11 protein-coding genes are annotated in these 14,349 nt (G+C 60.4%); 1 reads left to right on the top strand and 10 read right to left on the bottom strand.

What is annotated here, in order from left to right; all coding sequences use genetic code 11:
• Positions 1 to 260: 260 nt before the first annotated feature.
• From BLV27_RS20170 to BLV27_RS02710, 4 genes are all read right to left on the bottom strand, one after another.
• The gene (locus BLV27_RS20170) at positions 261 to 428 is read right to left on the bottom strand and encodes a helix-turn-helix transcriptional regulator (RefSeq protein ID WP_425283632.1); all 168 of its coding nucleotides are present in this window, start codon (positions 426 to 428) and stop codon (positions 261 to 263) included.
• A gap of 97 nt (positions 429 to 525) precedes the next feature.
• Entirely contained in the window at positions 526 to 1,182 is a 657-nt protein-coding gene (locus BLV27_RS18975; protein ID WP_139176536.1) for a hypothetical protein, read from the bottom strand.
• On the bottom strand, positions 1,175 to 2,341 hold the full coding sequence (locus BLV27_RS02715; RefSeq protein WP_092641913.1) for a tyrosine-type recombinase/integrase: 1,167 nt from the start codon (positions 2,339 to 2,341) through the stop codon (positions 1,175 to 1,177). The genes BLV27_RS18975 and BLV27_RS02715 overlap by 8 nt, the downstream gene beginning before the upstream one ends.
• A gap of 220 nt (positions 2,342 to 2,561) precedes the next feature.
• Complete coding sequence (locus BLV27_RS02710) at positions 2,562 to 3,953, bottom strand: phosphomannomutase (protein ID WP_092641910.1); 1,392 nt, start codon at positions 3,951 to 3,953, stop codon at positions 2,562 to 2,564.
• Between the two features lie 156 nt (positions 3,954 to 4,109).
• Here BLV27_RS02710 and BLV27_RS02705 point away from each other — a divergent pair, with 156 nt between their 5' ends.
• On the top strand, positions 4,110 to 5,192 hold the full coding sequence (locus BLV27_RS02705) for a DUF2793 domain-containing protein (protein ID WP_092641907.1): 1,083 nt from the start codon (positions 4,110 to 4,112) through the stop codon (positions 5,190 to 5,192).
• A 157-nt stretch (positions 5,193 to 5,349) separates the two neighbouring features.
• Here BLV27_RS02705 and BLV27_RS02700 read toward each other — a convergent pair whose 3' ends face one another.
• From BLV27_RS02700 to BLV27_RS02675, 6 genes are all read right to left on the bottom strand, one after another.
• Positions 5,350 to 6,777, bottom strand: coding sequence for a mannose-1-phosphate guanylyltransferase/mannose-6-phosphate isomerase (locus BLV27_RS02700; RefSeq protein WP_092641904.1), 1,428 nt, complete (start codon positions 6,775 to 6,777; stop codon positions 5,350 to 5,352).
• A gap of 32 nt (positions 6,778 to 6,809) precedes the next feature.
• Positions 6,810 to 7,748 carry a sulfotransferase family 2 domain-containing protein gene (locus tag BLV27_RS02695; RefSeq protein ID WP_092641901.1) on the bottom strand — a complete coding sequence of 313 codons (939 nt, stop codon included), beginning with the start codon at positions 7,746 to 7,748 and terminating at the stop codon, positions 6,810 to 6,812.
• Positions 7,749 to 8,040: 292 nt separating this feature from the next.
• Positions 8,041 to 9,786, bottom strand: coding sequence for a hypothetical protein (locus BLV27_RS02690; RefSeq protein WP_092641898.1), 1,746 nt, complete (start codon positions 9,784 to 9,786; stop codon positions 8,041 to 8,043).
• On the bottom strand, positions 9,783 to 12,254 hold the full coding sequence (locus tag BLV27_RS02685) for a glycosyltransferase family 4 protein (protein WP_170831328.1): 2,472 nt from the start codon (positions 12,252 to 12,254) through the stop codon (positions 9,783 to 9,785). The genes BLV27_RS02690 and BLV27_RS02685 overlap by 4 nt, the downstream gene beginning before the upstream one ends.
• 40 nt (positions 12,255 to 12,294) lie before the next feature.
• A complete protein-coding gene (gene gmd, locus BLV27_RS02680; protein ID WP_092641892.1) occupies positions 12,295 to 13,308 on the bottom strand; it encodes a GDP-mannose 4,6-dehydratase in 1,014 nt (337 codons plus the stop codon).
• A gap of 55 nt (positions 13,309 to 13,363) precedes the next feature.
• Positions 13,364 to 14,341 carry a hypothetical protein gene (locus tag BLV27_RS02675; RefSeq protein WP_092641889.1) on the bottom strand — a complete coding sequence of 326 codons (978 nt, stop codon included), beginning with the start codon at positions 14,339 to 14,341 and terminating at the stop codon, positions 13,364 to 13,366.
• Positions 14,342 to 14,349 lie beyond the last annotated feature (8 nt).

Genomic DNA, 14,349 nt, shown 5'->3' with positions numbered 1-14,349 from the left:
AGCGTCGTAGCCTCGCCCGTTGGCAGCTTCCGTCGCTGTAGATGTAGAATGCTCCGATGGAAGAGGCCCTCGTAGACGACGCTTGGTCTGCTTTTTCGCCGCGTGGCACCGCTTCTGGTCCGGCCAATCGCCATGCCGCGTCGCGACAAGCCCGAGCGAGATTCAATTCCCGCGGTGCGGACGGGTGCGAGGTCCTTGAGTATCAAGTCAGAGTTGCAGAACATGGGTGCGCGCCGTCGTCGATTGTTCGATTGGGTTGTTTATTGCTCGGTATGAGCGAGAATGGCGGCTTCTATCTCCTCGACGCGCCATCGGGCGATGCGTGCTCGAAGCGGTCGGATTGGCGCGGGCAACCGGCCATCTTTCGCCCAGCGCCATACGGTAGAGCGGTGGATCCCCAACATCTGGGCTACGTCGGTGTCTGTCATTAGTCGCATCGATGCGCCCTCCTTTGCGGTATGGCGCAGAGGTGCAGTTTTTAGTGACCTAAATCGTGTGTATTCTCATTTTCGAAACATCACACGGTCAAGATCCGGCCCAAGGTGGTGATGAAGGATCTGTTCCTGGGAGCCGCAGAAAGAACTCTTGGTGTCCAATTTTTTCAACTACCCGACTGAACTTGGCGAGTTCGTGTCGGCTACTAGAGTCCTTACGCATATATAAATTTTTTAGTGTATCAAAGGTTATGTGCTGGCCGACCCTTTCCATTCCAACCTTGACTGCATCGATAGACGAAAATTGATCCTTTGCTTCATCGTTTCGAGAAGGATTGAAGCCGTATTTTATAGTCACATCTTCAATCGTAGAGACGAGAAAGAAGTTTTTTGCCCACAGTCGATGGCGACGGCTTTGGGGTGGGATAGGATAATTTCCCGAGAGGACACTACAGGCAAATTCATGTAGAGGGTGAGGCATGCGTCGATTGGCTTCAATATTCTTGACACAAATTGCTGCCGCGTAATCAAAGGCTCCCCGAGTATTTTCTGCTTCGATTATGAGTCTATAAGCATCCTCATGTGCGATTATGAAGCTCCCGTCCAATAACCTACGACTAGGCGTATCCATGGCTGCCGAAAGGTAATCAAAATCAATTCCATCAGACCCCATCGTCTCGAGGATCTCGCATAGCTTAATCTGCTCGACAACGAAGTTGACCGCACATTCGAACTCTGGATTACTCATGAAGGCGGGCCAAAGTTTCAGTGCCCCCGGTCGCGAACTGCCCCCATGCGTCCATCAGTACCCGCCGCCGTTCAAATAGATCTGACCGGGCATAGGCGCGCTCCACAGCGTCCCCGACAGTATGGGCGAGAGCTCCTTCCGCAACTTCGCGCTGCGCATGCGCCGCCTCAGACGCCCAATCTCTGAAACTTGATCGAAAACCATGCGTCGTGATGCCGTCCTTGCCCATTCGTTTATATAGGGCGCGGAAGACATTTACCGATTGCTCTCGCTCCCCGTCAGCACTCTTCGTGATGGCTGGAAAGACGAGGCCTGCTCCAAGCCCACGCACTTTGTCCAGGACAGCAAGGGCTTCTGGAGAAAGCGGGATGCGGTGCGGCTTGCCCCTCTTCATGCGAACGCCAGGCACCGTCCAGATCGCGCCCTCGATTTCATCCCAGCGCGCGCCTCGCGCCTCTCCTGACCGGGTGGCAGTCAGGATAAGGAATTGGAGCGTGAGAGCGGAGAGCCCCTCGCGTTTGCCCAAAGCAATTATGAAATCGGGCAAGTCTTTCCAAGCCATAGCGGACATATGCTGGACATGTGGCTTGACGCTGGGAAGTGCGCGTTTGATGCCGGTTACCGGGTTGTCTCCCTGATAGTGGCCTGCACCTTTTGCCCAGTCGAAGATGACGCCTAACCGTTGTCGCACCCGCTTGGCTGTCTCTGGCTTAGCTGTCCAGATCGGTGACAAGACATCCAGAACATCGGACGCCCCTAGCGTATCAATAGGTCGCGAACCAATCTTTGCGAAGGCGTATCGATTAAGTGAAGAGAGCCACTCAGCACTATGGTGAGCGTTCTTCCATGTCGGCGCGAGGTTGGCATGTACCTTTCGCGCCGCCTCTTCAAAGGTAAAAGATTGACGCTTTCGGATTGTATCGGGATCTCCGCCGGCTCGTGCCACCTTGCGAAGCTTCGTCGCTTCCTGCCGTGCCTCCGCAAGCCCGACCAATGAAGCAGACCCAAGCCCCAGGCTCCTACGTCGCCCATGGACGAAGGTTCTAAGGATCCAACTTTTACCGCCAGATGGCCCAACTCTTAGGTAGAGGCCCCCGCCGTCGCCATACATGCCCGGCGCGCTGAGCGCAGATACCCGCTTCACCGTCAAGCCCGCCATGCTCTTGTCCCACCGTTTGTCCTACCGATCAGCGTAAGACAGTAGGCATCAGCAGGCAACAAGGAAGGAGAGAAAACATTCAAAACAGTATATTAAAAAGACTATCGGCGACTGTGGGCTGCAGGAATATGGTAGACCTAGGCTCCACCATCCCTTTACAATTGAATTTGATGGCTATTTGGCAAGACGTTGTGGCACGCGGTAACGCTGCTTACGCACTTCAGCCCAACTCACTCCGCAACCTATCCAGATGCGCGGAAAGCAACATTGCGGCCGCCTCCGGACTGTCGGCTTCGACGTAGCAGCGGAATTCCGGCGCGTTGCCCGATGGGCGCAGATGTACAATCTCACCGTCCGCGAAGGAGACGCGCAAACCGTCGGTCCGGTCGACCGACTTTTCCGTCCCCACGCCGATGAAGAAGGCGGCGCGCGCACCGGCGCTTTCAGACAGGCGAGTCAAGAATGGAGCGGCGGCTTCAGGGGCGATGCCCTGCAACCGATCTGCGGCCGTGAAGCGGGCCGGCAGGGCGGCGACCAGTTGGGCCAGAGGAATGTCCTTCGCGCGCGCGGCGACCAGCGGTGCGACGATCGGCAGCAGGCTGTCGCGGGTCATCAGCGGGGACAATGGGCCGACGGGGCCGTCGGCGGTAAAGCCCAGCAGGAAGCCTCCGTTTGCCTCGTATCCAACGACTGAAACGGTCGGATCAACTTCCAGCGCCGCCTCCATGGCCGCGATCACATACGGAGAACCGATGCGCGTGCGAGTGACTGCAAAATCCTCCATCGCGTCCACCATCGTGTTCGACGACACCGGAGTGACAAGCAGCGTCGCACCCAGCAGGCGGGCGGTGATCGGCCCCAGCACATCCCCGAGCACCAGATTCCCCTGCGCGTCGGTTACCATCGGGCGGTCCCCGTCCCCATCGGTCGAGACTATGGAATCGAGACCATGATTGCGCGCCCAGCTCGCCAGTTGAGTCCGGGTATCGGGGTCCACGGCCTCGGTATCGACAGGAATGAAGGTGTCGGAGCGGGCGAGCGGCACGGTCTGGGCCCCCAGGGCACGCAGCACCGTCCCCATCACGTCGCGCGCTACAGAGCTGTGTTCATAGATACCCACGCGCAGGCCCGACAGGGAGTTCACACCGAAGGCACGGAGATAGCGGTCGGCATAGCCCGCCAATGTAGCGTCACCGTCACGCACCGCACCCGGAGTGGCCTGTGGCTGGGGCGCACCCAATTGAGCAAGGATTGCGCCTTCGTCCGCCTTGGAAATCTCGCCGGTGGGCACGTAGAACTTCAGCCCGTTGCGATCGGCGGGGATGTGACTCCCGGTGACCATGACCGCGGCCGCACCCGCCTCCATCGACGCCAAGGCCAGCGCAGGCGTCGGCAGCACGCCTTCGCGCACAGCCACGAGACCCAGGCTGCGGACGGCAGCGATAACGGCTTCAGCGATGGCGGGCGAGGAGTCGCGCAGATCCCACCCGACGTGAACCTGCCCTCCGTGGGGGCAGGCGGTCAGAAAGGCGCATACGTGATCACCGACCAATTCGTCCGTAAGCTCGGTGACAAGGCCGCGCAGTCCGCTGGTGCCGAATTTGGGAGCCATGGAAATCCTCGCGCGCTGAAAACCGGGTGCACGATTCATGGCGACAGGAGGTCCGAGTGGCAAGCGCGGTCTTGCGCGGTGGGGCCAGATCGAAAGGGATCGTTAACCGTACGAACTGAGAGTCCGGGGCTTGTCGCAAACACCAGGAGCCCGGCCATGTCCGAAAATTCTCCCATTCTGTCGATGCCTTATATCCAGCAGGCGCAGGCGCAGAAACATGTCACCCACAACGAGGCGTTGCGGATTCTGGACGGGGCCGTGCAACTGGCCGTCGGCAGCCGGCAGTTGGCCAATCCGCCCGCAACCGCCGAGCCGGGCGCACGGTTCATCGTCGCCTCCGGCGGCACCGAGGCCTGGGCAGGGCATGACGGCGAAGTGGCCGTGTCGGAACTGGGCGGGGGCTGGCATTTCCTTACTCCGCGCACTGGCTGGCTCGCCTGGATCGAAGATGAAACACAGTTGGCGGTGCAGCGGGGCGCACCCGACGGCTGGACTGCCGCCGCGACGGATACGGCGGACACCCTGGGCCTGAATACGACGGCGGATACGATCAATCGTCTGGCGGTGTCCGCGCCTGCGACACTGCTGACCCACGAGGGGGCGGGGCACCAAGTGAAGATCAACAAGGCGGATTCGGACCAGACGGCCAGCCTACTGTACCAGACGGCATTCTCGGGTCGCGCCGAGATGGGGCTAACGGGGATGGACGACTTCTCCATCAAGGTTAGCGCCGACGGAACCACTTGGGCAGAAGCGTTGCGCACCGACGGTGCCACGGGCACCGTGACGCTTCCGCAGGGCGCGGAGGTTGACGGATCAATCACAGGCACCGCCGTGACCCAGGGACCAGCGGATACAACCCCCGACCGGCTGATCCGGGCCGCCGACGGCTATGTGAGGGGGGATATTCTAGGTCAGGTATCGCAAAGTGCCGGACTGCCGACGGGTGCCCTGTTCGAAAGCGGGTCGTCCCCTGATGGAACGTTCATCCGATTCGCCGACGGGACACAGATCTGCGCGCATCGGTTTCAAACCTCGGACACCGCCCCGACTCCCTGGACTTTCCCGGCGGCCTTTGCCGATACACCACGCATCACCCTGTCCCCGGCCTCGGCCGCCGCCCGGCTGGCGTCCCATCAGGGCGCAACACTCCTGGGTGTGGACGTAAATGGTTGGGACATCATGGGCACACGTCGAACACTTTATGTCGATGTTCTCGCCATAGGGCGTTGGCTATAGGAAGCGCTGCAAGCCCCAAGCCAATCCGATCACGGGCTGATGATGGATCCGCCGGATGAATCTTCAGACGACTTGTCCGGCCCATCTCCGACCCGTGGCAGGCTACGCCTTGGCGGTTCACGTCGATAATCGATCCACTGGGTCGATTGTCAGAAGCTCAGCCCTTCGCGCCTTGGCCACGGGCGTAGACATCTTCGTAGCGGATGATGTCGTCTTCACCCAGATAAGCCCCTGTCTGCACCTCGATCAGAACCATCGGCACCTTGCCGGGGTTCTCCATCCTGTGGGTCGCGCCAAGCGGGATATAGACCGACTGGTTCTCGGTCACGAGCTTCACCTCCTCGTCGACGGTCACCTTCGCCGTGCCCGACACAACGATCCAGTGTTCGGCCCGGTGGTGGTGGCTTTGCAGCGACAGGGCTGCGCCGGGGTGGACGTGGATGCGCTTGACCTGGAAGCGGTCGGCCAGCACCAGCGTCTCGAACCAGCCCCAGGGGCGGTGATCGACAGGGAAGTGTTGCGCCTGCTTGGCACCGCGATCGCGCAGGACGCTGACCGCCTTCTTGACGTTTTGGGCCTCGGACATGTCGGCGACCATGACCGCGTCGCGCATGGCAATGGCGACGGTGTTCTTGAGCCCGATGCCCACCAACTCGATCTCGTCACTCTCCGATCGCAGCAGCGTGTTTTCACAATCGAAGGCGGTCGCGTGGTCCGTGCTTGCATTGCCGTTCTCGTCACGCGGCGATTCCAGCCAGACCGACTCCCAACCACCCAAGTCGGACCAATGCCCCTCAAAGCGAACGACAGACACGTTCCCGGCCCGCTCCATCACCGCGTAGTCGATCGAATCCTCGGGGACCTTGGCCCAGAGATCCTCGTCCAGACGGGTAAAACCCAAGTCAACCGTGCCTGCGTCCAAAGCGGCCTGAACCGCGTCGAGGATGGCTGGCGCATGATCCCTGAAGGCCGCGATTATGGTCTGGGCCGATGCAAGGAAGACGCCGGCGTTCCATAGGTTGTTGGCGTCAGCGAACAGGATTTCGGCGCGCGCGGCATCAGGCTTTTCGATGAATTTGGTCAGGCGGTGGACGCCGGGGGCGGTCTCCTCCCCGGCCTCCAGCCAGCCATAGCCGGTTTCGGCGCGGGTCGGAGCGATGCCGAAGGTGACGATCTGACCGTTTTCAGCGGCACCGCGTCCCGCTTCGACAGCGGCCCGGAAGGCCCCCGGATCGGGTACGGCATGATCGGAAGGCACCAGCAGGATCAACGCCGAGGGATCACTGCGCGCGGCAAACAGCGCGGCGGCGGCAGCGGCGGGTGCGGTGTTGCGCCCCTCCGGCTCAATCAGGATACCGGCGGGTGGGATGCCAACTCTCTCCAACTGCTCGGTGACGATGAAGCGGAAATCATTGCCGGTTATGACGACCGGTTCGGCGAACCCCACCCCGGAAAACCGCCGGGCCGAGGCCTCAAACAGGCTCTCATCACCCACGAGATCGGTGAATTGCTTTGGAAAGCTCTTGCGGGACAAGGGCCAAAGACGGGTACCGGATCCGCCGCACAGAAGGATGGGAGTGATCATGGGGGCAAACTCCGTTTCTTTCAGAAGCTTAATCAGGAGGCGGGAAAAGCACCACCTAGATAATCGGCACAGATATCATACAAACGTTGATCCCAATCTGTATATTGGACGAGGATAGCGTGCTGATTGGGGGAAAGCCCGTCCAATGCCTCGTCAAGAGTGCTGGAACTGTTGGTGATGTTTAGTCGGGTTTCCTGAGCTGCCTTCAGTATCCCTCGGCCCTTGAGCCGCATCAGATAAGCTGGGAACTCATCAACCAAGCCAAATTCGGTCTGCTGCGAGAAGCAATGCCGACAGGCTGAACGGAATATCTCGGGGAAATCCCTCGTTGTCTTGACCTCATGCGGCAGGACGCCTGCAATGCGCTTCATCTGGGCATTATCAACATCCCAACCCTTGCCGTCTGTCTGGGTTGAAGCATCCAGGAACGCTCCGAAAGATAGATTTTCTTCATTCACCCGGCGATGCAGCGGGTGGTCCGCAGCCTTCCGGATATACTTGTAGAAACTGTACAGTCGGGCCTTAGGATCGCGCAGCACAAACAGATAAAGATGCTCGCGGCGCAGCAAATCATGCACTCCATAGGTCGTATGGCCGAAGATCAGGTCGATTTTGGCTCGCTGCGGTGCTGGCATCTCCAAAAGCTCACGCATGTTACGGAAGGCATAGCGAAAGCGGCCCTCGTAATTATCCGACAGGATTCGGTTGAAAGACGATCCGGCTGTTTTGGGGATATGCATATGGATCAAAACTGCTTCCTGTTCTTCACGCGGCGCGACTCGCAACTTGTCATAGCCGTTGCGGAATTCCGGCGACGACAGGAAGACGCGGCGCAGGCGATTCAGTGAGGCACCCCGACTCAACATCCGCGCCACTTCGGAGGTGGAGGGATTGCGGCCCAGAAACATCTGATACGACAGCACAAGGTCCTGTTCGCTTAATATGCGATCCATCTGGCTAATCTTGGTCATGTGTATTCTTTCTGGCCGGATGGCCGACGAGGCAGGATATCCAACGGGCAAGCACCGGGTTTACCCAAGTCTGTTTGCTATCAATGCCGTCAGCGACGCGCTGGAACTCCGGGCTGTTGCGGCTTTCGGTTCCGAACAGGCCTTGGCCGCCCACGACGTCGGTGCACTGCGAGGGAAAGTCTTTTGCGGCAATTCGCGCGGCGCGGACCGAATCCGCCGAAGACGGTTGAGGTTTCGGGCATAGATGAGGGTAATCAGTTGCTTTGATCTCCGACAGAGAGGATTGGGTGGCTCATACTTCGCCGCGAGAACACTCGCAGAGGATCGCCACAAGACCGCCCCCGTGGAGTATCTCGGGCTTCGGGCCCTTTCGATACATCGTCTGCACGGTGGGGTTTTGATGGCTTTCGTCCACGCTCAGCCGGAGTCTATCGCCGGTCACGGCAAAACCGCCCTGACCGGTGTCGAACACTAGTTGCCGCAGTTGCTGGGCTGGAACCTGCGGGCCATGGGCCACCTGCGTGGCATAATAACCCAGCGTATGATCCCCCGCCGAGATCCGTATGTCAGGGCCGCTGCCAGAGGTCGCGATGATCGCGGCCAGCACACGGCCGGTGATCTCGAGCTCGGGGGATTCATCAAAGGCAGCGTATGCGCAGTTGATGATCGAGTTTTCCAAACGGCTCCGGGGGTCAGTTGGCAAGGCAAGGCGCATTTCCAGCGGGTCGAAATGGATCGCGCGGTCGGCTGGAGAGATCGGTACCTGCGCCGAGGGCAGTGCCAGAAGGACGGCTTCCGCAACCCGCCGCGGCAGTTCGGTCGCCGTATCATAATGGGCGTTATCACTGTACCAGGCGTTTGCATCCAGATCACCGCGCGCCATAACGCGTAGCAGCGTGGTGCAGTCCAGAGCCGACAAACCGTACCGCCGGAACAAATCGGTTACGGCATGGACATAGACATCGTCGTGCGGCAGCACGGTCTGCGACTTGTTGCGCATCAATACGGGTAGGAAGGGGCGGTGCTCCCGGATGCATATCTGAAGCAGCCATTCGATGTGACGCAACAGGCTCGACAGGGGCTGCCCCCCGACCATGTGGTTGTATTCGTTGACTCCGTATTCCCAGATTACCGGCATGCCCGGCGGGCGGCTGGGCTGCGACAGCAAACGGTACAGGCCCATCGTCGTGGTACATGCCCCAACCGACAGATTGTCGGCGACGATCAGCGCCGCGTAGTCGCGCCGCATCAGGTTCACCCAACCCTTGGCAATCATCGAGTTGGACCCCCCGAGGATCATCGCCCGCAGCGGCCCGGCCGAGACCGTCTTGCTTTGCAACGGGACCGAGGGGTTCACCTGTTCCAGGTTCAGACGGCACTGCGCCAGCAGTTCCGGGGGCAGATCAAGAAGGCCGACGATGCCCATGCCCGACACCAACGGATGAGAGAGTTCTTCCTCGAAAGCCAGCGTTTGCAGACGTCCACGCCCGGCCAGGCCGGCTTCGATCTCGCCGCGCAGGGCGGGCCAGTCTACCATAGGCTCAAAGCGGGAGAGATAGCCGTCAAAATCCTCGGCCACACAGCCCTGCTTGTACATCTGGTTGTGCACGCTGCGCAGCCAATTGTCGGCATCCCGCTCAACGGCGACAATCGTCAAATCAAAATCAGAGAATTCTTGTGCGATCACGTCCACGATGCTGCGAGCTTGGGGATAAATTTCGGTCTCGGCGTAATCGCCGTTCGAGAACCCCAGCGGCATCCCGAGCAGGCTTTCGTCAGTGATGCAGATTACGGGCTGGGACAAAGCATGAATCTCGGCAGCCATGGTCCGACAGTGACGGACAAAGTCGTCCCTGGTGGCATGACCGCGAAGCCAATTCATCGCCGCGAACTTCAGCGTGTTAGAGCCGCCATCGGCCAAGTTAAAACAATACAAATGCGGTGACAGAATCTCGGCGTGTTGTTGCAGCCACTTTTGGACCGAACTGCTGCCGGTTTTGTGGTAGCCGACGTGGATGATCAGGCGTTTGGTCGTCACGACGCGCGCTCCGGTTTCTGCGGAAGGATCTGCTTGAGCCGGTCGCCATAGCGGCGTGCGATGGCCTGTTCGGAGAAGCCGGTGCGCACCAGGGTGCGGGCGGCCTCGGCGCGGGCTTTGCGGGTATCCTCGTCGGAAAAGACGGCGTGGAGTTGCCGGGCGGCGTCGTCCACGTCTGGCTCTGCCCATTTCTGACCAGGCCGCACGAAAATATAGTCGTCTGGGTCCAGCTCCACCTCGGTGTAGTCGACGAGCCAAGCGGTCTCGGGCGTGCAGAAGTCCATGTTCCCCGAGTAGCCCGTGGCCACCACCGGCACGCCGAGGTTCATCGCCTCGATCATGCCAAAGCCCCAGCCTTCGGACTTGTGCAGCGAGACATAGCAGTCGCTGCCCTGTTTAAGGCGCAACAGATCGTCATAAACCAGTGTCTCGTCCAAGACGTGAATGCGATCATCAGCTTCGACCATCTTGTCGACGGTCTTCCATATCTCTTGTTGTACCGGGTCGGTGACCTTGGTGCGGTTCTGCGTCTTTATGATCAGGCGCACGTTCTTCACGCCCTCGAACGCCTTCGCGAATGCCCTGAGCGTGCCGATCGGGTTCTTGCGCTGGATGAAGGAAAAGCTGTCAAAGGCCACCAAGAAGACGAAAACTCCATCCTCGAAGCCGAAGCGGTCCTTCACAAAGGCTCTGCTGGTTGCGCGATCCAGATCCGGCAGATCCTCGTAGCACATGCCCACGTTGGTGACCGGGCGGCCCTTGTTGGCGGGGCCATAGATTTCGACGCCGTAATCGGTCGACACCCAGATCTCGTCCAGTAGATCCATGCCAAGGAAGTGACAGGCGGCCGGGCTGTCCAGTTCCCAGTAGAAATAGCCGATGTTGTAGGCCTCCGAGAACACGTCGGGCGCATAAGCATAGACCAAGGGGATGGATTCCGCGTTCAGGTGGATCAGGTTGACGCGCGTGCGCTTCCAGTCCGACAGCTTGCCCGTCTTCGAAAACCCCTCGGGTGCCGGGTTATCCAGGCCGAAGTTGACCGGATTCACACTGTAGCCCGTGTGCGCCAGCACGGCCTGCGACAGGCGCGTGGCCTGGCCCAGGCCCGAGGCCTTCTCGAAGGGACCTATTAGCTGGATATCGACCATCTCGTCCTCTTCGACCGGGGGCAACATGGCCGCTTCGAACCGGTGTCCATCATCGGTCAGGGTAACAAAGCGCCGCGATTCCAGATCGAAACCGCGCAGGCGCAGCAACGCCGCGAAAGTTGCCGCATCCAGCCCAGCGTCGGTCCGGTCGGGGGAATGGAGCGCAAGGAATCTGTCCAGAAGGCAGCCTTCGTTCGTTTCTTTCAGCGCCGCGGCGATCGACGCCTCGGGCAGATAGCGCAGGTAGTCGGGCCGGCGTGCGGCCATCGCCATCAGCGCCAGCGTCAGCTCTCGCCGGTCAGCTTCGCGCCCCATGTCCAGTTGAGACAACCCGTCGGTCTGGGCGTGAATGCGGATCATGAACTGCGTCAGCGGCCAGGGCTGGTCGTGCCAGCCCTCCGATATTCCGGCCAACAACTCGATATAGGCTTCGGGCACCAGGCAATCCTCGCAGTGCATCGCCTTGGCCTGATCGATCGACCACCAGTACACCGCCCAGAACACCCAGTCGGGATTGTTGAAATCCATTGCAGTCAGGATCGGTTTGACACCCATCAGGAACGACCACGTGACCTGCGTCAGGCTGGGCCGCTGGCCACCGATGACGACGGGCGCGTTCAGAAAGTCGAGCATCCCGGCCGACAAGGGTGTGCGAAGCCCGCGGCGCAGCGGACCGTACCCGGCGATGTACCAATTCAGGAAATGCGCGACGTTTTCAGGATCGTCATGTATGGGGAAAGGTGTGTCCAGCTTATAGCGGTAGCGGACGTATTCGGCGTAGGCCGACATTACGTCCGGCAGGGATCCCCCCTTGAGGTAATCGGTCCCGGCGAACATTTTCGCATGTGGCCGATAAGGGGAGCGCGCGCCAGTGGGTGGACGCTTGCGCGCCACGCGGGCCAGATCGGCCAGCGCCTCCAGGTCGCCGAACATCAGTTGACCCAAGGCCGTGCCGGTCCCGCGCGATGCAGAAGGAGTGCCAGTGGCCCGCTGAGCGGCGTCATTCTGCGCCACCCGATCGGGAAGGCGAACCGACCCAAGGCGACGCGCCGTCTTGCCCAGTGTACGAAGCTCCACCATGCCCCCTTGGCGGGCGACACTGTCACGGATTGCGTCGGTCAGCGGAATGCAGAAACCGTAGTCGCCCAGGCCGATGCCCTCCGCCAGCAAATCACCACGGAACACGTTGGCCGAGGCCTGGGCCACCAGGCCGTGGCTGGTATAGGCACCGACGGACAGGTGGCTTCCGTCGGCAGGGGCGACCCATCCGACGATCTCATTGTCCTGAAACCCGTCGATGTTGCCCCGTATCTGACGCATACCCCTGAGGACGCGCCCTAGGCGGGTTTCCCTGAAACGTTCACGCAAGGGCATCGTAGTCCGACTTAGCCATCATTTCAGCGAGTTGCCGGATATCGACAGTGGCTGTCCAGCCCAGTTTCTTCTTTGCCTTGGTGGGGTCACCGATCAACAGATCAACCTCGGCCGGGCGATAGAATTTGGGGTTGACCCGCATCACCAGCTTGCCGGTCTTGCGGTCGATGGCCGTCTCGTTCTCACCCTCGCCCCGCCAGTCCAGATCCATCCACATCGCCTCGGCGGCATAGGTGAAAAAATCGCGGATGGTGGTGGTGGTGTTCGTGGCGAGAACGTAATCGTCGGCTTCGTCCTGCTGAAGCATGCGCCACATGCCCTCGACGTAGTCGCCGGCAAAGCCCCAATCGCGCCGGGCATCCATGTTGCCTAACTCGATTGGGTCGGTGCCACCGTGGGCCAAGGCCGCGAGGCCCAGCGTGATTTTCCGGGTTACGAATTCCTTCCCCCGCAGCGGGCTCTCATGATTGAACAGGATCCCCGAGGAGGCGTGCATGCCGAAGCTCTCGCGGTAGTTCATCGTGATGTAGTGGCCATATACCTTGGCCACGCCATAGGGCGACCGCGGATAGAGGCGCGTGGTTTCCAATTGGGGCACTTCCTGCACGAGGCCGAACATCTCGGACGTCGAGGCCTGGTAGAAACGTGTCTTTGGCGAATTGGTGCGCAGTGCATCCAGGATGCGCACGACGCCCATGGCATCAACGTCCGCCGTGTAGATCGGCAGATCCCAAGAAGCCCCCACGAAGCTCTGCGCCGCGAGATTATAGAATTCGTCGGGCTGCACCGCATTGACCGCGCGGATGATATTGTAGGGGTCCGACAGGTCGAATTCGTGCAAGTGGACCTTGTCGGCGACGCCCAGTTTTTCCAGGCGCGGCAATTCGGGATGGGAAATCCGGCGCACCCCGCCGTGGACCTCATAGCCCTTTTCCAGCAGCAGCTGCGCGAGATACGCGCCGTCCTGGCCGGTGACGCCGGTGATAAATGCTTTTTTCATGTGGTCATTTCCTTGGAGGTGCAGATTTGTCTGCTCGCAAATTTCGCAGCGGTTTTCATGTTACCGACCTCCGGTCCGGTGACGCGGCCGTCTTTCCCGATCCGTCCGCTGGCCATTCGGCACCGAAGCTCGGTCGACGGTTGCAGATCAGGTAATTCACGGTCAGGGCGCTCAGCCCGAGGCCAAGAAGGCGCGTGTCGGCGCTTGGCCCGATCTCGGAGGGGCGATGTCGTTCGTAGTTGCCAAACACAATGGGAACATCCGTACCGGGCGCACCAAATGTTCCCTCGAACACAACCTGTGTCGGCCCATCGACATCGACGGTCCGCATCTGCTCTCCCACGCTGATGGATACATCTTTCTGCGCGGCAACGGCATCGAGAGTCATCTGCAGCGCAAAGGTGTTCGAACACAGGTCCGCAGCTGGCAAGGTGATCGTTGCCATCTCATCCTTGGCCCAGAGCAAAACGTCCGGAGTGAACCACCCGGTCCGTGGCAGGGTAAACGCGTGGTCGGTACCCTCGTAAAGGCGTGTACGGCTCAACTCCCTTGCCAGACCGACATTTCGCAACACGACACCCAAAACCCGGTTGTCTTCGTGCAAACCACTCTCCGTAGGGCCGCGCGGCTCGGACATCACGCAGGTCAGGGTGATGTCACGCGACGGCGGAAGCTCAGCCAAGGGAAAGCGAAGCTTGAAGTGAAGACACTGCGGGTCAAAGACCACCTCCTCGACAGTCCTCCCGTTTACCACGACCGCCATGCGCAGCACCCCGTCCGGCAGGAACGCGGGCCCGAACTCCGCTTCCAAGATCAGGTCTTCGACATCGTCGGGGCGCGGCAATGCGACCGTGAACGCATCGTTCAGCGACCATCGGCCCATCGGCTCGGGATCATCGAGACCCCTCAGCCTCAGCATCGGGTCCGGAGGCAGGAAAGCGCTGCCAAACTGGACCGGACGATCGGAGTAGATGCCTTGAACGGCATCCGATCGGCGCGGCACCAGATAAGCGCCCAAGAGACGGTCATACATTACGCTGC

The organism is Jannaschia faecimaris, from assembly GCF_900107415.1.
Classification (GTDB): Bacteria; Pseudomonadota; Alphaproteobacteria; order Rhodobacterales; family Rhodobacteraceae; genus Jannaschia; species Jannaschia faecimaris.
This window is presented reverse-complemented; position numbering and strand designations above follow the sequence as displayed.